The following is a 19,802-nucleotide window of genomic DNA, read 5'->3' as shown; positions in this document are numbered from 1 at the left end:
ACGTGCCCAGGCTAACGCGGTTTGTTACCGCTGAGTACGAGGAGGGGTGAAATACGTGCAGCCGTTGGTGGACGAGCACGACCTCTCCTGCGTCCAGATGCACCGGGGTGCACTTGGGCGCAGGGATGCGGCGCGTCAGCGCGACGGGTGGTCGAGAGCCGCCTCGGCGAGCAGCGGAGCGACGATGTCGCACTGCCATGGGCGGGCTCCGCCGGCGCTCAGCGCCGCGCGCCAGCCGTCCTCGCTCGTGTCGGCGGGCGGTGACCAGATGACGCGGCGCAGCAGGTCGGGCGTCACGAGATTCTCGACGGGTACGCGACGCTCGTCGCTGAAGCGCTGCAGCCCGTACCGGACGTCGTCGAGACGCCCGGCCGCTGCCGGGTTCTTGTCATGCCACGCACGGATCGGCGGGGGAGCCGAGGTTCGCTGCGTCGCCGTCGGCAGCTCGCGGTTCGGCAGGGCGTCGGCGGCCTTCAGCGCCGCGAGCCAACGCTCGCCGTAGCGCGCGAGACCCCGGTGCGCAGGACGCGGGCGGCGGCGCCGCGCGGAACCGTCACCGACGCGCGGGCGGATGGCGGGCGGGCCGACGAGACCGGAGGTGTCGTGCGGGTTGCGTCGTGCGAGGTCGATGATGAGGGCGTCGGGCAGGACGCGCCCTGGCGTCGTGTCGCGACGTTGCGCGATGTCCTCACGCGTCTGCCACAGGGCGCGAACGCGGGCGAGCTGACGCAGGTCACGCAGGGCGTGCAGGCCGGACGTGCGTCGCCACGGCTCCTTCTTCGGCGCCGGGCCCTCGAAGTCGAGCAGTGCCTCGAACTCCTGACGCGCCCACTCGGCCTTGCCCTGCGCCTCGAGGTCGGCGGCGAGCGCGTCACGCACCTCGACGAGCCGCTCGACGTCGAGCGCCGCATAGACGAGCCAATCGTGCGGCAGCGGGCGCGTCGACCAGTCGACCGCAGAGTGCTCCTTCGCGAGCGTCACACCGACGAAGTGCTCGGTGACGGCGGCGAGGCCGACGCGTGGCAGACCCGCGAGACGTGAGCCGAGTTCGGTGTCGAACAGCTTGCGCGGGCGCAGACCGAGGGCCTTGAGGCACGGCAGATCCTGAGTCGCGGCGTGCAGCACCCACTCCGCACTGCCGATCGCGGCGTTGAGACTGCTCAGATCGTTGAGCGGGACCGGGTCGATGAGCCACGTACCCGAGCCCTCGCGGCGCAACTGCACCAGATAGGCGTCGTTGCCGTAGCGGAAACCCGAGGCGCGCTCGGCGTCGATGGCGACCGGGCCGTGGCCAGCACGAATGGCAGCGCAGCACTCCTTGAGCTGTGCAGCGGTCGTGATGACGTCCGGGACGCCGTCCGCCGGTGCTTCAAGGAGGGGGTACGCGGGCGTTTCCTGCGGTTCCGGGGATTCACTCGAGGACGAGCGGGCCGACACCGGCTCGCCGCTCGCTCGTCGCGCTGACGGGGTCTCGTCGCGGTGCGCCGCGGGTCGTGAGGTGGGGGTGTCGTTCATGGATCAGAAGCGCCCGGGAAGCGCCGTCACACCTTCCGGAACGGGGGGCAGACCGGCGACGGTGCACATGAGGTTCGACCAGCCGAGCAGGTGCGCGGCGATGTTCGACTCGTCGGGCGTCCATGACGCACGGACCTCGAGTTCGACGCTGGAGGGGCGCTCGCCGAGACCGCCGAAGCTCTCGTTGACGACGCGGGTGACAGTGCCGGCCTCCGCGGAGTAGATCGCGTCTGCGTCCTTGAGCGATTCGAGGAGCCAGTCCCAACCGACGGCGCCGAGCGCAGGGTCGGTCGCCATCTCGGATTCGAGTTCGGCGCGCGCGAACGTCACGATGCGCCACGTACCGTGCCACGCCTCGGGGGAGGCGGGGTCGTGCAGCAGCACGAAGCGGCCGGTGCCGAGGACGTCGTCAGCGTTCTTGGGGTCGATGACCTCCGCCGAGAACGCGACGGCGTGCGGGGCGATGCGACGCGGCGCGGGCACCTCGGTGAGGTGCACCTGCGGGCGCACGGCGGCGGCCTTGACCGTTTCGACGACGTCGGCGAAATACGTCGCGTCATCGTGCCTCAACGTGTGCATGCCCATGGCGGTAACCCTAGGGGCGTTATCACGCGAAACCTGGGAGCCACGCCGCGCGGGTCGTCAAGGGCCCCGCCCGGACCCATCGACGATTCCTGTCCCCATCTGCGATTTGCGTCCACGTCTACCAGGAGTGAATGTGGACGAAAATCGCAGATGGGTCCGGGCGGTGCGCTGGGGTCTCGCCGGGCGTATGGCCCTAGAGTGGCGCGAATGGTGACGTTCGTGGCGCTGCTCTCCTCCGCCGTGTGGGGCACGGCCGACTTCGTGGGCGGGCTGTGGGCGAAACGCTTCCACCCCGTCAAAGTGGTGGCCCTGTCGCAGCTCGGGGGACTCGTCGCGGCACTGATCTTCTTCGACGTCGTCTCCCTCGCCGGCACGCACGGCTCGTCCGACTGGACGTCGTGGGCGACGTGGGGCGTCGGCGCGGGGCTGAGCGGTGCCGTCGGGCTGATGTGTCTGTATGCGGCGCTGTCCAGCGGGACGATGGGTGTCGTCTCGCCGATCACGGCGCTGGGCGCGATCGTCCCCGTCGTCCTCGGCCTCGTGCGCGGGGACGCGTGGACGCCCTCGATCGGCATCGGGTTGCTCGTGGCGCTCGCCGGCGCGGTGCTCGCGAGCGGACCGGAACTGAGCGGCGACGTCGGACGACGACCCGTCGTCCTCGCGTGCATCTCCGCGCTCGGGTTCGGGGTGTCGCTGTACTGCATGGACGGTGGCGCGCGGCACGACCTGTCGGGAGCCATGCTGGCGATGCGTTGCGGGTCGCTGACGCTGCTGCTGCCGACGCTGTTCGCCCTGCGCTCGAAGGGGCTCGCCCGTGAACCGCTGACGCGCCGCGACGTGCTCGTGCTGCCGCTGCTGGGCATGGGCGACCTGACGGCGAACCTGCTGTTCGCGGCGGCGTCCGCGCAGGGACAGGTGTCGATCGTCGCCGTGCTCGGCTCGCTGTACCCCGTCGCGACGCTCCTTCTCGCCCGCGTCGTGCTCGCCGAGCGGCTGCGAATGGTGCAACTCGTCGGGGTAGCGCTGACGGTCGTCGGCGTGGTCCTCGTGACGCTGTGACGGGACGTCGGCTCGGTACCGAGCGCGTCGCGGGGCTGCCCGCGTCCGTCGGCAGCTGACGAAGAACTACAGTTCCTGGTCGTCATGGACGCGTGCGCGGCCGACGTGGTGCATGCCGATCCTGCAGGCCACCCGCTGCGAGGCGTGGTTGTCGAGATCGGTGACGGCGACGACGCGGCGCAGGCCGCCGGCGAGGGCTTCGTCGAAGATGGCGCGCGCAGCCTCCGTCACGTAGCCGCGGCCGGTGTGAGCGGCGTCGACGTCGTCATGCGTCCATCGACGCAGCGTCAGGCGCGGGGTGCGCAGTTCGTCAGCGGGACGTCGGGCGTCGTCGGCGTACGGCGTCGTCGTGTCGGTCGTCATGGGGCCAGCGTGGGCGGGCGGCTGACGCGCCGCAGGAGCGGGACGGACTGGGAGCGATTTCGACAGGGCCCAACTCCATGTCGGACGTGCGAACGCGGGCAGAAATCCGCGATGAGGACAGGAATCGCAAGGGTGGCCAAGAATCGCGAAAGGGGACAGGAACCGCCGAAGGGGACGAGATGTGCACAGGTGGACGCAGATCGCAGGAGGGGCGGTGCCGGGGCGTGCGACGCACCTCGACGGACTACCGCCGCTACGCGCCGTGCTGTTACCACTCGTTGTGCGTCGGTCGATACTCACCGCGTGAGACGTCACACCCTCGACGCGCGGATGACCGCGTCGCGGCAAGGGGCGCGTGAGAGAATCCACGACGTGACCGAAGTGAACGCAGACCCGCGCAACTCCGTCCTCATCAAGGCTGCCCGCGGCGAGGAGGTGCCGTACACGCCGGTGTGGTTCATGCGGCAGGCGGGGCGTTCGCTGCCCGAGTACCGCAAGGTGCGTGAAGGCGTCGGGATGCTCGAGTCGTGCCGCCGCCCCGACCTCGTCACCGAGATCACGCTGCAGCCCGTGCGCCGCCACGACGTGGATGCGGCCATCTTCTTCTCCGACATCGTCGTGCCGCTGGCTGCGGCCGGTGTCGACCTCGACATCGTCGCGGGCGTCGGCCCCGTCGTCGCCCAACCGTTCCGCACGCGCGCCGACCTCGCGCGTCTGCCCGAGCTGACGCCCGACATGGTCACCGACATCACCGAGTCGGTGCAGCTCATCACCGCCGAGCTCGGTGGCACGCCGCTCATCGGGTTCGCCGGCGCGCCGTTCACGCTCGCGTCGTACCTCATCGAGGGTGGGCCGTCGAAGAACCACGAGAACACCAAGGCGCTCATGTACGGCGATCCGCAGCTGTGGAAGGACCTGTGCGCGCGCCTCGCGCAGATCTCGGGCGCCTTCCTGCGCGTTCAGGCAGCAGCGGGCGCGAGCGCCATCCAGCTGTTCGACTCGTGGGTCGGCAACCTGCCGCTCGACGACTACCGGCGCTTCGTCCAGCCCCACTCCCGCACGGCCCTCGCCGCCGTCGACGATCTGCCCGGCATCGACGTGCCGAAGATCCACTTCGGCGTCGGCACGGGCGAGCTGCTCGGTGCGATGGGTGAGGCGGGCGCCGACGTCGTCGGCGTCGACTTCCGCGTCAGCCTCGACGCGGCCCGCGAGCGCACCGGCAACCAGTACGCGCTGCAGGGCAACCTCGACCCGGCGCTGCTGTTCGCGCCGTGGGAGCCGCTCGCGGCGCGTGTCGACGAGATCGTCGCAGCCGGTCGGCGCGCGAAGGGCCACATCTTCAACCTCGGTCACGGCGTCCTGCCGAGCACCGACCCCGACGTCGTCACCCGGGTCGTAGAGCGTGTCCACAGCCTTTCCGCGCGCTGAGCGCCCCGCCCAGGCGCTCACGACGAGCAAGGGGCTGACGGCGCGCGGCGTCGTCGGCTCCGCGCTCGCCATGCTCGGCGGGTTCATGACGAACGACCTGCCGCCGGGCCCGGTGCGCGACGTGCTCGCGCCGCTGCACTGGCTCTACCAGCAGCAGCTGGGGCGCGTCGCGGGCTGGATCATCGTCGCTGCCGGCATGCTGCTGCTCGCGTGGGCCTGGGTCGACCTCGTGCGCGCCACCCGGCACACGCCCCGCGACGGCGTCGCGCAACGCGCGGCGACGGCCGTCGTCCGTCGCCTGACGGCACTGTGGGCCCTGCCGTGGCTCATCGCGCCGCCGATGTTCTCCCACGACGGCTGGAGCTACCTCGCGCAGGGGGCACTGACGCAGTCGGGCCGCGACCCGTACGTCGTCTCCCCGGGGGAGATGCCCGAACTGCTCACCTCGATGGTCGACCCGATCTGGCGCTACACCCCGACGCCATACGGTCCGCTGCCCCTGACGTGGGGCGCCCTGTGCACCGAGGTCGTGAAAGAACCGACGGTTCTCGTGTGGCTGCAGCGCGTCCCGATCATCATCGGGCTCGTCCTCACCGCCTGGGCCATGCCGCGTCTCGCGCGTCGCCTCGACGTCAGCCCCGCGCTCGCGAGCGCCCTGACGCTGGCCTCCCCGCTCATGCTCGCCCACGGTTTCGGTGGCGAGCACAACGACGTGCTCCTCATGGGCCTCGTCACGGCCGCGCTCGTGTGGGCAGCGGCGGGGCGCTGGGTGTGGGCCACCGTCTTCGTCGGTATCGCCGCAGGGGTCAAGTTCACCGCCATCGTGGCCGTCGTCCCCGTCGTGTTGTTGTCATTGCCGGCGGGCGTCGACCTGCGTCGGCGCTTCGCCCGCCTCGCACAGGCGGGGCTGCTGGGGGCTCTCGTGACGGCGCTGTGCGGCATCCCGTATGGCCTCGGCGTCGGCTGGATCCGCGCGCTCAGCGTGCCGGGCGTCGTCGTCACGCCCGCCTCGATCCCCACGGCTCTCGGTTACCTGCCCCGCTACTTCTTCGGCTTCATCAGCGACGAGGCCGGCGACCTCGCGATGTCGCTCATCCGCGGCGCCGGCATGGGTCTCGCCGTCATCCTCGTCATCTGGGCGGCGCTGCGCCGGCCGACGGGCAAACTGCCGTCGGCGATGGTGACGAACGCGGGAGTGTTCGCCGCAGTCGTCCTGCTCGCGCCCGTCGTGCACTCCTGGTACGCGTTCACCGTGCTGCCGTGCGGTGTGCTGCTCGCGATGCGCACCCGCCGCATCCACCTCGTCATGACGCTCGGGGTGGCGTCCGCGCTCACCGTCATGTGGGACACGACGCTCGCCGGCGCGAGTCTGCTCGTTGCGGCCGTCGTCGTCGCGTCGCACCAGTTCGCGTTGACGCGCCGTCGCGACGACCTGCCACCGCGGGTGCGTCGCTGGCTGAGTGCCTGAGGTTCGGCGCTCGTTCTTGCGGTTGAGTCACTTCGCGCCACGTGAGTCAGTCCTGACTGACGCGGTCGCACGAAGTGACTCAGCTGCGCTCGGGAGGCGGGCAGCGCGGTGAAGGTGGAGGGCGGCGGGAGTGGATCAGTGCGCTTCGGGGCCGACGTCTTCATGGGGCGTAGCAGCTCCACGGTGCAGGTCGACGATGAACCACGGCAGGAAGAACTGCACGAGCGGGCCGATGAGCAGGGCGTAGGCCACGGTGCCGAGCCCGACGACGCCGCCGAGCAGCCACCCGATGACGAGGACGCTCACCTCGATGCCGGTGCGGATGAGCCGCAGGCTCGCACCGGTGCGGTGGTGCAGGCCTGTCATCAACCCGTCGCGCGGGCCGGGGCCGAGCTGGCTGCCGATGTACATCGCACCGCCGATGCCGTTGAGGACCAGCCCGAGCGAGAAGACCACCACCTGCCAGGCGACGCCGTGCACGTCGGGCGTGACGGCCAGCGTCGCGTTGAGGGCGAGCCCGATCCAGACGGAGTTCGCGATCGTCCCGAGCCCCGGCCACTGGCGCAGCGGCACCCACAACAGCAGCACGGCGAACGACGTGATGATCGTGACGGTGCCCATGTCGAGCCCCGTGTGTTCGCTGACGCCCATGTGGAACACGTCCCACGGGTCGAGGCCGACATGGCTGCGCACGAACAGACCCATCGCGGCGCCGTACAGCGTCAGGCCGACGAACAACTGGGGCAGACGCAGCCCGAGACGCCCGGCGCGCAGTTGCTCGGCGGGCGTCAGGTTCGACAAGGTTCGGTGACGGCGCCGCACGCCGCCGGTCGAGGCCGCATCGGCAGGTGGCGGTGTGGGCATGCCCTGCTCTGGAACGGCGGCGGTCGGATGGGGCGTGCGCATGGCGTCACCCTAGGGGCGAGTCGAGTCTCGTGCGCGTCCTGTCCAGGGGCGCAGAGGCGGCGCAATGATGACGGCGGGTACGCACGTAGGACCTTCGTCACCATCTGGGCCGCAGGCGCCCCTCGACGACGTGGCTGGGGGTGCGAGGTGAAATGCTGGATCACATGAAGGTCGGCATCATCGGTGGTGGCATCTCAGGGCTCGTCGCAGCGTGGCACGTCAGCACGACGCACCCGGACACGCAGGTGACGGTGTTCGACGCGAACGAACGCGTCGGGGGCAAGCTGCGCCAAGAGGTGATCGCCGGGCACGCCGTCGACGTCGGCGCCGAGTCGGCGCTCTGGCGTCGGCCCGAAGTCGTCGCGCTGCTCGCCGAGCTCGGCGTCGATTCCGTTCACCCGCAACGCTTTCCAGCGATGCTGTGGTCGCGAGGCTCGCTCGAGGCGCTGCCCGCGGGCACGCTCATGGGCATCCCGTCCGACCCACACGCCGCCGCCGGTCTCCTCGACGACGCCGAGGTCGCGCGCGCCGCCGACGAACGGGCCGTCAGCCTCACCCTCGACGATGCTGACGCCGACATCAGCGTCGGTGACGCCGTCGAGCGGGCACTTGGCTCGGCCGTCGTCGACCGCATGGTCGAACCGCTGCTCGGTGGCGTGTACGCCGGCCACGCGCGCGAGCTGTCGACGCGCGCCTGCGTCCCCGCCCTTTACGCCGCGCTGCGCGCCGGCACCCCGCTGACGCAGGCTGCTGCGGCGGCGTCGTCGGCCGTTTCGTCGAACGACGCCCGCCAGGTGTTCGGCGCACCCGCCGGGGGCATGGGGTCGTTGCCCGAGAAACTTCGCGAAGCCCTCGACGCCAGGGGAGTGGCGATCCGCACCGGGGCCACCGTCACAGACCTGCGTCGCGCCCTCGCGCACCGCGCCGGCTGGCACGTCGAGGTCGACGTCGAGGGCCTGCCCGAGCCGCATACGTTCGACGCCGTCGTCCTCGCGACGCCGGCGCCCGTCACAGCCCGATTGCTCGCCGACCTCGCGCCCGAGGCGGCCGACGCGCTCGCCGAGATCGAGTACGCCTCGATGGCCATCGTCACCTACGCGTTCGATTCGGCTGTCGCACAGCAGCTTCCGCAGGGTACGGGCTTCCTCGTCCCGCCCGTCGACGGCCGCACGATCAAGGCGTCGACGTTCTCGTCGATCAAGTGGCCGTGGCTCGCCGAGGCTGCCCCCGACGTCACGTACGTGCGGGTCTCGCTCGGGCGTCACCGCGACGACGCGATCCTCGACGAGGGCGACGACGCCCTCGCCGCAGCGGGCTTGGCCGACCTCGAGCACGCCCTCGGCCACCCGCTGCCGACGCCGCGCGATCAGCACGTGCAGCGCTGGCGGGACGGGCTGCCTCAGTACGCCCTGGGCCACCTGGCGCGCATCGAACGGGCTGAGGACGCGCTCGCCGACCTGCCCGGACTCGCTGTCGCAGGGGCCGCGATGCACGGTGTCGGCATCCCCGCGTGCGTCGCGACGGCCCGCGCGGCCGCCGATCGCGCCGTCACCTCGAGCGCGCCCCGCGCCTAGACTCTCCACCAGAATCCGAAGAAGTGCCACGACAAGGAGGCGGACGATGACGTCCGAGACAAACACCCCCGCAGACACCGCGAGCAAGGCCGAACCGAAGCACGTCATGGTCGATCGCATCAACGGTTCGCTCGTGTACGCGATGTGGTCGGTCTTCTCCGTCTCCAAGGAGATCGACGGCGACCGCGACGCCATCGCCACCGAGGCGCAGGCTTTCCTGGACTCGCTCGCCGACAAGGGCGTCACCGTCCGCGGCGCTTATGACCTCGCCGGCCTGCGCGCCGAGGCCGACCTCATGCTGTGGATGCACAGCGAATCCGTCGACGAACTGCAGAGCGCCTACCGCGGATTCCTCGCGACGCAGCTCGGGCGTCACCTCACGCCGTTCTGGTCGAACATGGCGATGCACCGTGTCGCCGAGTTCAACCGCGGCCACATCCCCGCGTTCATGGCCGACGAGCGTGCCCGCGAGTACATCTGCGTCTACCCGTTCGTGCGCAGCTACGACTGGTACCTGCTGCCCGACGAGGAGCGCAAGAAGATGCTCCACGACCACGGCATGGCCGCGCGCGAGTACCCCGACGTGCGCGCCAACACGATCGCCTCGTTCGGTCTCGGCGACTACGAGTGGATCCTCGCGTTCGAGGCCGACGACCTGCACCGCATCCTCGACCTCATGCGCGAGATGCGCTACACCGAGGCGCGCCGTCACGTGCGTCACGAGATCCCGTTCTTCACCGGCCCGATGACGACGATGGACAAGTTCGTCTCGCGTCTGCGCTGACGCTCTCGCGTGGCCGCGCGGGGCGAGGCAATCGTCGCCCGGTCATGACGAAGGCCCGGTTCGAGTTCTCACTCGAACCGGGCCTTCGTCATGCGGCCTCACCGCGCGTCCCGTCACGTCAGCACGTCAACGACGCGGGGGAGGCTGCGTCAGCGGGCGGCCTCCGTCGCGACGGCGTCGACGGAGCCGACCCACCACTGGTAGTGATCGAGCACGTCGTGCGCGATCTGTTCCTTCGTGTACGTGTCGATCTCGTACGTGCCGCCGCCGGGCACGACGACCTCGAGCTGGCACGAGGTGTCGTCGGCCTCCACCATGCGCGATCCGTACGAGGCGACCTTCACCCGTCGGATGTGCGTGAAGTAGTGGAAGTCGTCGAAACCGGGCCCCTGCGCGTGGACGGTGAGCGTCACCGTCCGCGCGACGTGACGGCTCGGATCCGCGTTCGTCTCGACGACGGCGTCGACGCCGCTGTTGCGCAGTTCGGCCGCGACCTCCTCGAGGGCCGGTTCGACGACACTCGTCATGCGCGTCTCGAGCGTGCGCAGCGAGACGGTGCCGAACTGGCGTGCCAGCCGGTTGCGCCACGAACCCTGCGTCGGCGCGGGTGGCGCCGACACGATCGACGAGCGCAGCGAAGCGCGCAGCGCGTCGCTCTGACGCCGCTCGCCCTCGAGCGCGCGATGCAACCCGATCATGACGAGCACCATGACGACCGCGAACGGCAACCCCATGACGACGGTCGCCGACTGCAGCGCCTTGATGCCGCCGACGACGAGCATCGCCACCGTCAGCAGACCGGTCGCGGCGGCCCACAGGATGCGAACCCACGGCTTCGCGTCCGTCTCCGGGTCGGGCAGCGTCGACGAGAGGTTCGCCATGACGAGCGCGCCGGAGTCGGCCGAGGTCACGTAGAACAGCAGGCCGACGAACGTCGCGAGCCCGATGATGAACGTCGCGGCCGGGTACTGCTGGAGCAGGTCGAAGAACCCCGTCTCCGGCGCGTTGACGGCCGATTCGCCGAACGCCGCGTCCCCGCCCCGGATGCGCTCGATCGCGCTGTTGCCGAACATCGTCACCCACATGACGATGTAGAGGAACGGGATCGTCAGCGTGCCGGTGACGAACTGCCCGATCGTGCGCCCCTTCGAGATGCGCGCGAGGAACATGCCGACGAAGCTCGCCCAGGCGATCCACCAGGCCCAGAAGAACAGCGTCCAGCCGTTCATCCAGTCGGCGGGGTAGTCGTAGGCCATCGTGTCCATCGTCATGCCGGGGAACATCGAGACGAAGTCGCCGACGTTCATGACGGCGGCGCGCAGCAGGAACGACGTGTCGCCGAACACGAGCACCCAACCCGCGAGCAGCAGCGCCAGGATGACGTTGAGCTGGCTGAGGATGCGGATGCCCTTGTCGACGCCGGACGTCGCCGAGATCGTCGCCATGACGACAGCGAGGAGGACGAGGCCGATCTGCACCGGCAGGCCCTGCGGCGCGCCGAACAGCACGTCGAGGCCGACGTTGAGCATGACGACACCGATACCCAGGCTCGTCGCGACACCGAAGATCGTGCCGAGGACGGTGGCGATGTCGACTGCGTTGCCGATGCCACCCTTGATGCGCTTGCCGAAAAGCGGATACAGCGCTGAACGGACCGCGAGCGGCAGCCCCTTGCGGTGGGCGAAGTAGCCGAGGGCGAGGCCCATCAGCGTGTACATGCCCCACCCGGTGATGCCGTAGTGGAACAGCGTCCACACCGTCGCCTCACGCGCTGATTCGACGGTGCCGCCCTTGCCGGTCGGCGGGTTGAGGTACTGCGTCGCCGGTTCGGCCACCGCGAAGAACATGAGGTCGGTGCCGATGCCGGCGGCGAACAGCATGCACGCCCACGAGAACGTCGAGTACTCGGGCCGGTCCGAGTCGGCGCCCATGCGCACCTTCGAGTGACGCAGCGCGATGTACGCGACGAAGACGAGCGTCGCCGTCGCGAGCAGGATGTAGAACCAGCCGAACCAGTCGCCCATCCACGCCGTCAGATCACCGAGCTGCTTCTCGGCGGTCTTGGGCGCGACGAGGCACCATCCGGCGACGAGGACGATGAAGACGGCCGTGCCGCCGAGGACGACAGGCTTGACCTTGGGGTCGACGACCTGTTCGTCCTCGGCGGTGACGGTGGCGGGGCTGCTCACGGCTGCTCCGCCATCACCTTCGCGGCGCTCGGGATCTCGTCCTTGGCGTCCCAGGCGTCGTTGCGGGGGTCACCCTGGGGCCACAGCGGCATCCCGGCCTTCGCGCGGTAGACCGGCGGGTCCTGCGGCTCGAGCATCGTGTTGCCGGCGATGAGGTCGGCGGCGCGCTCGGCGACCATCATGACGGGCGCGTAGATGTTGCCGTTCGTGATGCTCGGGAAGACCGAGGCGTCGGCGACGCGCAGGCCCTCGGTGCCGTGCACCTTCATCGAGTTCGGGTCGACGCACGACATCTCGTCGGTGCCCATCTTGACCGAGCAGCTCGGGTGCAGGGCCGTCTCCGCGTCCTTCGCGATCCAGTCGATGATCTCCTGGTCGGTGGCGCAGTCGGGCCCGGGGCTGATCTCGCCGCCGTCGAACGAGGCGAACGCGGGCTGCGACAGGATGTGACGCGCGGTGCGCACGACCTCGACCCACTCGCGACGGTCGTTCTCCGTCGACAGGTAGTTGAACAGGATGCTCGGGTGCTGCTTCGGGTCGGCGTTCTTGATGCGCACGTGACCGCGCACGTCAGAGTTCATCGGGCCGATGTGCACCTGGTAGCCGTGCTCGTGGTCACCGCCGGTGCCGTCGTAGCGGACGGCGACGGGCAGGAAGTGGAACATCAGGTTGGGGTACTGGACGTCCTCGTTCGTGCGGAGGAAGCCGCCGGCCTCGAAGTGGTTGGAGGCGCCGACACCGGAGTTGAGGAACAGCCACTGCGCACCGATGTACGGGGCCTTCCACTTCTTCAGCCACGGCTGGATGGAGACGGGCTGCTTCGACTCGTGCTGCAGGTACACCTCGAGGTGGTCCTGGAGGTTCTCACCGACTCCGGGCAGTTCGACGCGCGGCGTGACGCCGGCCTCGCGCAGGTACTCGGGGTTGCCGACGCCCGAAAGCTGCAGCAGCTGCGGGGTGTTGAACGCTCCACCGCACAGGATGACCTCGCCGGCGTCGACGCTGTGGTGACGACGGCCGCCGCGCACGAAGTCGACACCCGTGACGCGGTTGCCGTCCCAGCGCAGCTTCGTGACGAACGACAGCGTCGCGATGTCGAGGTTCTTGCGGTTCTTGATCGGCCACAGGTACGAGCGCGACGCGCTCATGCGCGAGCCGTTGAACGTGTTGTGGTCGAAGGGCGCGAAGCCCTCCTGGCGGTAGCCGTTGACGTCGTCGGTCAGCGCGTAGCCGGCCTGCTGCGTCGCCTCGAAGAAGGCCTGGAACAGCGGCGACGACGCGGGGCCGCGCTCGAGCACGAGGGGGCCGGAGCCGCCGCGCCAGGCGTCAGCGCCGGCGAGCGTCGTCTCCATGCGCTTGAAGTACGGCAGGCAGTGCTTGTAGTCCCAGTCCTGCATGCCCTCGAAGGACGCCCACTTCTCGTAGTCGCCGGGGTTGCCGCGCTGGAAGATCATGCCGTTGATCGAGCTCGAGCCACCGAGCACCTTGCCGCGCGTGTGCGCGACGCGGCGGCCGCCCATGTAGGGCTCCGGGTCGGTCTCGTACTTGTAGTCGTACAGCGGGTTGCCCGAGGGGAACATGAGCGCGGCGGGCATGTGGATGAGCGGGTCGAACTTGAAGTCGGCGCGCCCGGCCTCGAGGACGAGGACGCTCGTGCCGGCGTCCGCCGAGAGGCGGTTGGCGAGGGCGGAACCGGCGGATCCACCGCCGACGATGACGTAGTCGTAACGCTTCTTCATGGTGTCTCTCCTGATCGTTCGATCGGTCTCGGTGTCGTGGGTGCGCTCAGGCCTGCTCGCGACCGGAGAACCAGTCGGCGGGCGCGGGGCGCGTGTTGTGCCAGATGTGCTTGGTCTCGACGTACTCGCCGAGGCCGGCCTCACCGAGTTCGCGGCCGATGCCGCTCTGCTTCATGCCGCCCCACTCGGCCTGCGGGACGTAGGGGTGGTAGTCGTTGATCCAGATCGTGCCGTGACGCAGACGCTTCGCGACGCGCTCCGCGCGGCCGGCGTTCTCCGTCCACACCGCGCCGGCGAGGCCGTAGATCGTGTCGTTCGCGATGGCGACGGCGGCGTCCTCAGCCTCCTCGCGCGTGGCGCCGGAGAACGTCTCGACCGTGAGGACGGGGCCGAACGACTCGTCGTGGACGCACGCCATCGAGGCGTCGCACGCGTCGAGGATCGTCGGGAGGTAGTAGGAGCCCTTCGCGAGTTCACCCTCGCCGCGCTTGCCTCCGGTGCGCAGCACGGCGCCGTCGGCGACGGCCCGCTGCACGTAGGCGTCGACCTTCTCGAGGTGCGCCTCGCTGATGAGCGGGCCCGTCTCGGCGTCGTCGTCGAACGGGCCGCCGAGGCGGATCAGCTCGCAGCGACGCACGAGTTCGTCGACGACCTCGTCGTGGATCGACTCCTCGACGATCAGACGCGCACCGGCGGAGCACACCTGGCCCGAGTCGAGCATGATCGCGGTCAGGGCGTTGTCGATGGCGGCGGGCAGGTCGGCGTCGGCGAAGACGACGTTGGGGTTCTTGCCGCCGAGTTCGAGGGCGACCCGCTTGACCGTCGGGGCGGCCGCGGCCATGATCGCGCGGCCGGTGACGACGCCACCGGTGAAGGAGACGAGGTCGACCTCCACGTTCTCCGTCATCTCGACGCCGACGCTCGAGCCCGGGCCGAGGACGAGGTTCGCGACGCCCGCGGGCAGGCCGGCCTCGGCGAGGGCGTCCATGAGCCACATCGCGCTCTGCGGCGTCAGTTCGGCGGGCTTGAGGACGAACGTGTTGCCCGCCGCGAGCGCCGGTGCGACCTTCCACGCCGTCTGCAGCAGCGGGTAGTTCCACGGCGTGATGAGCGAGCACACACCCACGGGCTCGGTGACGACGCGGCTCGACACGTCCGGCATGCCCGTCTCGACGACGCGGCCGGCGTGCTGCGTCGTCAGCGCCGAGAAGTGGCGGAAGACACCGATGATGTCGTCCATGTCGATGAGCGACTCCGCGTAGCGCTTGCCCGTGTCCTGCGACTCCATGCGCGCGACCTTCTCCTTGTCCCGCTCCAGCAGGTCGGCGAGTTTCGCGAGCAGGGCGGCGCGCTCGGGGGCGGGCGTGTTCGGCCACTCACCCGAGTCGAACGCGCGACGTGCGGCGGCGATGGCCTTCGCCGCGTCCTCGGCCCCGGCCTCGTCGACGACGATGACCTCGCTGCCGTCGGCCGGGCAGGTGATGGTGCGCTTCTCGCCGGACGCTGCGGCGACCCATTCGCCGTCGATGTACAGGGTGTTCATTCGGCCTCCTCGTGCTCGGTGCGTGACGCAGGCGACGAGCCGGCCGCCCTGGGTGCGGGTGTCTCGTGACGTGCGCGACGCGGGTCTGGCCTGCCCGTGCGACGGGACGGGCGGGTGGCCAGAGGGAATATAACGTGCGTTATCGACACCAGGATAACGCACGTTATATTCTGGTGATGTGAACACCCGAACACCCGTGCGCGAACGGCTGCTGGACGCGGCCGACTCGCTCCTCTTCATCGAAGGTGCCTTCGCGACGCCCGTCGACACGATCCTCAAGCGCGCGGGCGCATCGCCGCCCAGCCTCTACGCCCACTTCGGCAACAAGGAGGGGCTGATCGCCGCGGCGCTGCGACGTCGCCTGAACATCTGGACCCAGGTGTGGGACGACGCGATCGCCGCCGCCGCCGATGATGAGGAACGCCTGCTCGCGCTGTGGCCGGCGCTCGCGACCTACCAGGCGGAGCGCCTGCCCGAGCGGTGGTGCGCGTTCAGCGGGACGAGCGCCGCCATCGTCAACCCTGGCCCAGATCTGCGCGCCGTGCTCGAGGAGGAAACGGCGCTACTGCGCGACAGGCTGCTGGCGTACAGCGAACCCGTTGCAGGGGCGGCGGCGGCGCACCTGGCGTCAGCGCTCATGACGATCTACGCCGGGACGCTCGCGCTCATGCTTCGCGAACCGTACGAGGACGCCCTCGAGGAGGGGCGACGTGCCGCCGAGATGCTGGTGCGCTCGTATCGCGTCGCGCGGGAGCGGGCGGTCTGAGATTGGAGCGCCGCTCGTGCTCGCGCGTGGGCTGGCGGACAGGGCGCGGTGACGCAGACTGCACGAGAAATGCGCATCTGCACGAGGAATGTGCGGCACATTCCTCGTGCAGATGCGTAATTCTCGAGCAGATCCTCCGCGGCAGGGTGGGGCTACGTCAGGATCGGGCGTGGCGACCGTCAGTTCGTGGCGGGCCGCAGCGTCATGCTGATCGAGTTGATGCAGTAGCGCTCGTCGGTCGGCGTCGAAAAACCTTCACCGCGGAACACATGGCCGAGGTGGCTGTCGCACTTCGCGCAGCGCACCTCGGTGCGTATCATGCCGTGGCTGCGATCCTCGATCAGACGGACGTTGTCAGCATCGGCGGGCGCGAAGAACGCGGGCCAGCCGCATCCGCTGTGGAACTTCTCGCGGCTCGTGAACAGTTCGGCGCCGCAGGCGCGGCACGCGTAGACGCCCTCTGTCTCGGTGTCGGTGTACTCGCCACGGAAGGCCGGCTCGGTGCCGCCCTCGCGCAGGACGGCGTACTCGGCGGGGGAGAGCGTGGCTCGCCAGTCCTGCTCGGACGTCGGGGTTGTCGGGTCGCTCATCGAAGAACCTCCTTGACGAGGGCGTCGGCGCCGCCGAGTGGCGGGCCGTGGGGTGTTGAGTCATGGTTGGTGGAGCGGTGAGCCCTTTTGCTGGCGCTGGCAGCGTCCCCCGAGCAGGGGGCGGCCTGACATACGATTCGGGCCCACGTCAGCGTCAACCATGTTGGGCTCCGGTTCGTTCCCGCAGGACGCAGTCGCCGCAGACCGTGTCGCGTGAGTTGCCCGGCAGCCGATAGAGCTGACAGCAGCTGTGACGGCGAAAGCTCACTGTCACGATGCGGCCGTCGGTCAGTGGTCGGCCACGGGCTGCGGTCAGTGCCGTGAGGCAGGCATCGGCGATCTGTCTCACCGCCGTCGACTGGCCGGGATCGACCCTGACGACGGTGCGCGCCGCGCCATGAAGCGCCGACGCCACGTTGCCCCAGGCAATCGAAGCTGACGGCGTCAGCGCGGTCGACGTCAGGGGAATTGCCAGTCGATCGACGAGGGCGCGGGCGAAGTGATCGACGCTCGTGTTGACGGCGACGCTCGCGTCGCTGGCGGCGTGCGCGACGGGGGTGGCGGCCACCGGCCGGGCACTCCATTCGGGGGAGAGCGCCAGCGGAAACGTGGTCGTGCCGTCGTCCTGCCAGAACAGTTGGTCGAGCGTGGGGACGCAGGCACCTCTCGAGCCCCCGGAGGATGTATTCCGCAGCGCCGACGCGATCCACGGCGACAGCACCCGCGCACACACCCCGAGGTGCAGCACGGCGCCGAGCGCCTGGACGTCGACATCATCGGAGTGAGGAGAACCGGCAGCGGCCGTCCGCTCGCGAGCTCGGTCGATCCACGCGCCCAGGGCGCCACGAGACGCGAGGTCGGCGCCGAGGGGCCGCCAATCTGCCCCCGGCGTCATGACATCCACGCGGAAGAACGGGCCCAGGTCGGGCTCGCTCACGCGGGAGGCGGAGGGGGACGGCATGCCTCAACCCTGCCAAGGCGAGTGGGGCGAGGCAACGCGGGGCGGGCATCCGTCGCCTACGCTTCGAGCATGGCGTCCACCGCAGTGACCCTCGAGATTCCCGGCCCCGACGGCGAGGAGCGCACCGTCAGGGTGTCGAGTCCCGACCGCGTCGTCTATCCCGACGACGGGGTGACGAAGCTCGACCTCGTCGAGTATGTGCTCGCCGTGGCCGAGCCGTTTCTGCGCTGGAGCGGCGATCGGCCTGTCGCGTTGGAGCGTTACCCGAAGGGGCTGGCGGACAAGCCGTTCTTCAGCAAGAACCCGCCCAAGGGTGCGCCGAGTTACGCGCGCAGTGTGATGTGCACGTACCCGAGCGCCCGGGCGCACGAGCAGCTCGTCCTCGACGAGCCTGCGATGCTCGCCTGGTGCGTGCAGATGAACACGGTGACGTTTCATCCGTGGCCCGTGCGCGCCGAGAACAACGACAATCCTGACGAGCTGCGCATCGACCTCGACCCGCAGCCGGGGCGCGATTTCGCTGATGCGGTCGAGGCGGCGTTCGCGCTCAAGGAGCTCATGGAGTCGCTGGGGTTCACGCCGTTCGTCAAGACGTCCGGCAACCGTGGCGTCCATGTGTATGCACGCATCGCGCCGACGCGGGAGTTCCTCGACGTGCGTCACGGTGTCATCGGCATTGCGCGCGAGTTGGAGCGTCGGCTGCCCGATCTGGTGACGACGGAGTGGTGGAAGGAGCTGCGCGGCGAGAAGGTGTTCGTCGACTTCAACCAGGCGAACCGCGACCGGACGATCGCCGCGGCGTATTCGCCGCGGCCGCTGCCGGGTGCGCCGGTCTCGATGCCGGTGGCGTGGCCGCAGCTGCGTGACGTCACGCCGCCCGACTTCACGGTGCGCACCGTGCCCGGCATCGTCGCTGCGGACGGTGACGCGTGGGCGCCGGCGCCGGGGGAGTCGATGAACGACCATGTCGGTGACGTCGACGCGGCCATCGCGCTGTGGGACGCCGACGTCGAACGCGGCCTGCCCGAGCTGCCGTTTCCGCCCGATTACCCGAAAATGCCCGGTGAGCCGCCGCGCGTGCAGCCGAGCCGCGCCAAGAAAGACGCGCCGTGACGCCGTGGCTCGAGACCGAGCGGCTCGTGCTGCGCGAACCGTCGGACGCCGACGTCGAAGCGTGCTGCGCGAACCGCCGGACGCCGACGTCGACGCGTGCTGGCGCATCCACGGGGATCCGCGGACGTATGCCCATCTGCCGTCGGGGCACATGAAGGAGGCCTCCGAGGCCGTCGACCTCATCGCGTCGTGGCGCGCGCCCTGGCGTCAGCACAGGTTTGGGTACGCAGCGGTCGTCGACGACACGGGCGAGGTCGTCGGTTTCTGAGGCGTAGAGCTGCGTGACCTCGGTGGCGAGCCCGTGCTCAACCTCTACTACCGCTTCGACGCCGACCACTGGGGCCCGGGTTACGCGACCCAGGCCACCAGCGCCGTCGTCGAATGGGCGCTGCGCCAGGGGCCTGACGCGCCGCGCGTCGCCGTCATGGCGACGAACAACCCGGCGTCAGCGCGGGTGGCGGAGCGCGTGGGGCTGTAGCTCAGCGACCGCCAGCACGATCGCGACCCCGTCGAACACGTCATCTGGGAGGCGCCGCGAGCGACGTAGTCGTGCGACGCGTGCGTTGCCACGTCGAGCCCAGCGGCGAGGTTGCTCGCGGTCGCGCGACGCGATGGGCGACAGCCGTAGGGGTGCGTGGAGTATTCGATGGGGTGCGGCTCTGTGACCCAGTCAACTCTAATTGACACGCCCTGCTGCGCGACCTAGCCTCAAGGCATGCCCAAGATCAGTAAGCCCCTGCCCCAGGAACTGCGCGGAATTTCCGAGAAGTCCGTCGAAGAGGCGGCCGCGCGCATCATGGAGGGCTTCCGGGTGCAGACGCACCTGTTCACCAAGGACGAGCTCGAGGGGCTCGCCATGCTCAACAACCTCATGTCCGACACGATCAAGTGGGTCGTCGCCGAGCGTCGCGCCAAGGGCGACTCGTGGGCCCAGATCGGCGAGAGCCTCGGCATCAGCAAGCAGGCGGCGCAGCAGCGCTTCGGCAAGAAGGCCGACAAGCCCGTCGTCGACGAGAACATCGCGCTGGCGGGCTGACGCGCTCGCCTGTGCACATCTGCGATCTTCGTCCATATTCACGCCGGCGTCCGTTGGGACCTTGAAGCGCCCTGGGTTTCGTTCCGCGCTTATGTGGTGACGAGGGTGCTCGTGTGGGATTGATCGTAAGCCGCTTCGACCTCGACTGGGGTGCGGTAGCCGAGGGCTTCGTGCAGGCGTTGA

Annotated in this window: 19 protein-coding genes; 10 read left to right on the top strand and 9 right to left on the bottom strand. The window is 69.8% G+C overall.

Translation table 11 applies throughout. From position 1 onward, the window contains the following. Positions 1–135: 135 nt before the first annotated feature. Together NQ706_RS00095 and NQ706_RS00090 are read right to left on the bottom strand one after the other, a co-directional pair. A complete protein-coding gene (locus tag NQ706_RS00095; RefSeq protein WP_038567894.1) occupies positions 136–1,515 on the bottom strand; it encodes an HRDC domain-containing protein in 1,380 nt (459 codons plus the stop codon). A gap of 3 nt (positions 1,516–1,518) precedes the next feature. After that, a complete protein-coding gene (locus tag NQ706_RS00090) occupies positions 1,519–2,100 on the bottom strand; it encodes a DUF3000 domain-containing protein (RefSeq protein ID WP_038567896.1) in 582 nt (193 codons plus the stop codon). 207 nt (positions 2,101–2,307) lie between these two features. On the opposite strand from NQ706_RS00090, the gene NQ706_RS00085 reads away from it, so the two are divergent. Next, on the top strand, positions 2,308–3,159 hold the full coding sequence (locus tag NQ706_RS00085; protein ID WP_038567897.1) for an EamA family transporter: 852 nt from the start codon (positions 2,308–2,310) through the stop codon (positions 3,157–3,159). A 66-nt stretch (positions 3,160–3,225) separates the two neighbouring features. On the opposite strand, the gene NQ706_RS00080 is transcribed toward NQ706_RS00085, so the two are convergent. Next, a complete protein-coding gene (locus NQ706_RS00080; RefSeq protein WP_038567899.1) occupies positions 3,226–3,522 on the bottom strand; it encodes a GNAT family N-acetyltransferase in 297 nt (98 codons plus the stop codon). A gap of 330 nt (positions 3,523–3,852) precedes the next feature. On the opposite strand from NQ706_RS00080, the gene hemE reads away from it, so the two are divergent. Continuing rightward, entirely contained in the window at positions 3,853–4,950 is a 1,098-nt protein-coding gene (gene hemE, locus NQ706_RS00075) for a uroporphyrinogen decarboxylase (protein ID WP_051805826.1), read from the top strand. Then, positions 4,925–6,418, top strand: a complete 1,494-nt coding sequence (gene mptB, locus NQ706_RS00070; RefSeq protein WP_038567901.1) for a polyprenol phosphomannose-dependent alpha 1,6 mannosyltransferase MptB — start codon at positions 4,925–4,927, stop codon at positions 6,416–6,418. Before hemE ends, mptB begins: the two co-directional genes overlap by 26 nt. 135 nt (positions 6,419–6,553) lie before the next feature. On the opposite strand, the gene NQ706_RS00065 is transcribed toward mptB, so the two are convergent. Continuing rightward, the gene (locus tag NQ706_RS00065) at positions 6,554–7,282 is read right to left on the bottom strand and encodes a YitT family protein (RefSeq protein ID WP_051806402.1); all 729 of its coding nucleotides are present in this window, start codon (positions 7,280–7,282) and stop codon (positions 6,554–6,556) included. Positions 7,283–7,488: 206 nt separating this feature from the next. Here NQ706_RS00065 and hemG point away from each other — a divergent pair, with 206 nt between their 5' ends. Continuing rightward, complete coding sequence (gene hemG / locus NQ706_RS00060) at positions 7,489–8,898, top strand: protoporphyrinogen oxidase (protein ID WP_038570766.1); 1,410 nt, start codon at positions 7,489–7,491, stop codon at positions 8,896–8,898. Positions 8,899–9,004: 106 nt separating this feature from the next. Continuing rightward, positions 9,005–9,682, top strand: coding sequence for a hydrogen peroxide-dependent heme synthase (gene hemQ, locus NQ706_RS00055; protein ID WP_167539867.1), 678 nt, complete (start codon positions 9,005–9,007; stop codon positions 9,680–9,682). 149 nt (positions 9,683–9,831) lie between these two features. On the opposite strand, the gene betT is transcribed toward hemQ, so the two are convergent. From betT to NQ706_RS00040, 3 genes are read right to left on the bottom strand one after another with little or no spacing between them, the layout of a single operon-like run. After that, positions 9,832–11,871, bottom strand: a complete 2,040-nt coding sequence (gene betT, locus NQ706_RS00050; protein WP_038567912.1) for a choline BCCT transporter BetT — start codon at positions 11,869–11,871, stop codon at positions 9,832–9,834. Next, positions 11,868–13,610, bottom strand: coding sequence for a choline dehydrogenase (betA, locus tag NQ706_RS00045; RefSeq protein ID WP_038567914.1), 1,743 nt, complete (start codon positions 13,608–13,610; stop codon positions 11,868–11,870). Before betA ends, betT begins: the two co-directional genes overlap by 4 nt. 46 nt (positions 13,611–13,656) lie before the next feature. Then, entirely contained in the window at positions 13,657–15,153 is a 1,497-nt protein-coding gene (locus NQ706_RS00040; protein WP_038567916.1) for an aldehyde dehydrogenase family protein, read from the bottom strand. Positions 15,154–15,331: 178 nt separating this feature from the next. On the opposite strand from NQ706_RS00040, the gene NQ706_RS00035 reads away from it, so the two are divergent. Beyond that, complete coding sequence (locus NQ706_RS00035; protein ID WP_038567918.1) at positions 15,332–15,919, top strand: TetR/AcrR family transcriptional regulator; 588 nt, start codon at positions 15,332–15,334, stop codon at positions 15,917–15,919. Between the two features lie 179 nt (positions 15,920–16,098). Here NQ706_RS00035 and msrB read toward each other — a convergent pair whose 3' ends face one another. Continuing rightward, a complete protein-coding gene (gene msrB, locus NQ706_RS00030; RefSeq protein WP_038567920.1) occupies positions 16,099–16,509 on the bottom strand; it encodes a peptide-methionine (R)-S-oxide reductase MsrB in 411 nt (136 codons plus the stop codon). A gap of 154 nt (positions 16,510–16,663) precedes the next feature. After that, positions 16,664–17,470, bottom strand: coding sequence for a (2Fe-2S)-binding protein (locus NQ706_RS00025; RefSeq protein WP_150112744.1), 807 nt, complete (start codon positions 17,468–17,470; stop codon positions 16,664–16,666). A gap of 69 nt (positions 17,471–17,539) precedes the next feature. Here NQ706_RS00025 and ligD point away from each other — a divergent pair, with 69 nt between their 5' ends. The 4 genes from ligD to NQ706_RS00005 all read left to right on the top strand — a co-directional run bounded on the left by ligD (position 17,540) and on the right by NQ706_RS00005 (position 19,619). Continuing rightward, the gene (gene ligD, locus NQ706_RS00020; protein WP_038567923.1) at positions 17,540–18,583 is read left to right on the top strand and encodes a non-homologous end-joining DNA ligase; all 1,044 of its coding nucleotides are present in this window, start codon (positions 17,540–17,542) and stop codon (positions 18,581–18,583) included. A 61-nt stretch (positions 18,584–18,644) separates the two neighbouring features. Next, the gene (locus tag NQ706_RS00015) at positions 18,645–18,851 is read left to right on the top strand and encodes a GNAT family N-acetyltransferase (protein WP_051805829.1); all 207 of its coding nucleotides are present in this window, start codon (positions 18,645–18,647) and stop codon (positions 18,849–18,851) included. A 9-nt stretch (positions 18,852–18,860) separates the two neighbouring features. Further along, positions 18,861–19,061 (top strand): GNAT family N-acetyltransferase, encoded by a 201-nt coding sequence (locus NQ706_RS00010; protein ID WP_081873637.1) that lies wholly within the window; start codon positions 18,861–18,863, stop codon positions 19,059–19,061. A gap of 237 nt (positions 19,062–19,298) precedes the next feature. Continuing rightward, a complete protein-coding gene (locus NQ706_RS00005; RefSeq protein WP_038567925.1) occupies positions 19,299–19,619 on the top strand; it encodes a hypothetical protein in 321 nt (106 codons plus the stop codon). Positions 19,620–19,802: the final 183 nt, after the last annotated feature.

This window comes from Dermacoccus sp. BD5 (genome assembly GCF_044878485.1).
Taxonomy (GTDB): Bacteria; Actinomycetota; Actinomycetes; order Actinomycetales; family Dermatophilaceae; genus Dermacoccus; species Dermacoccus nishinomiyaensis.
Note: the sequence above shows the minus strand (reverse complement) of the source record. Positions and strands in the feature narration are given on the sequence as shown.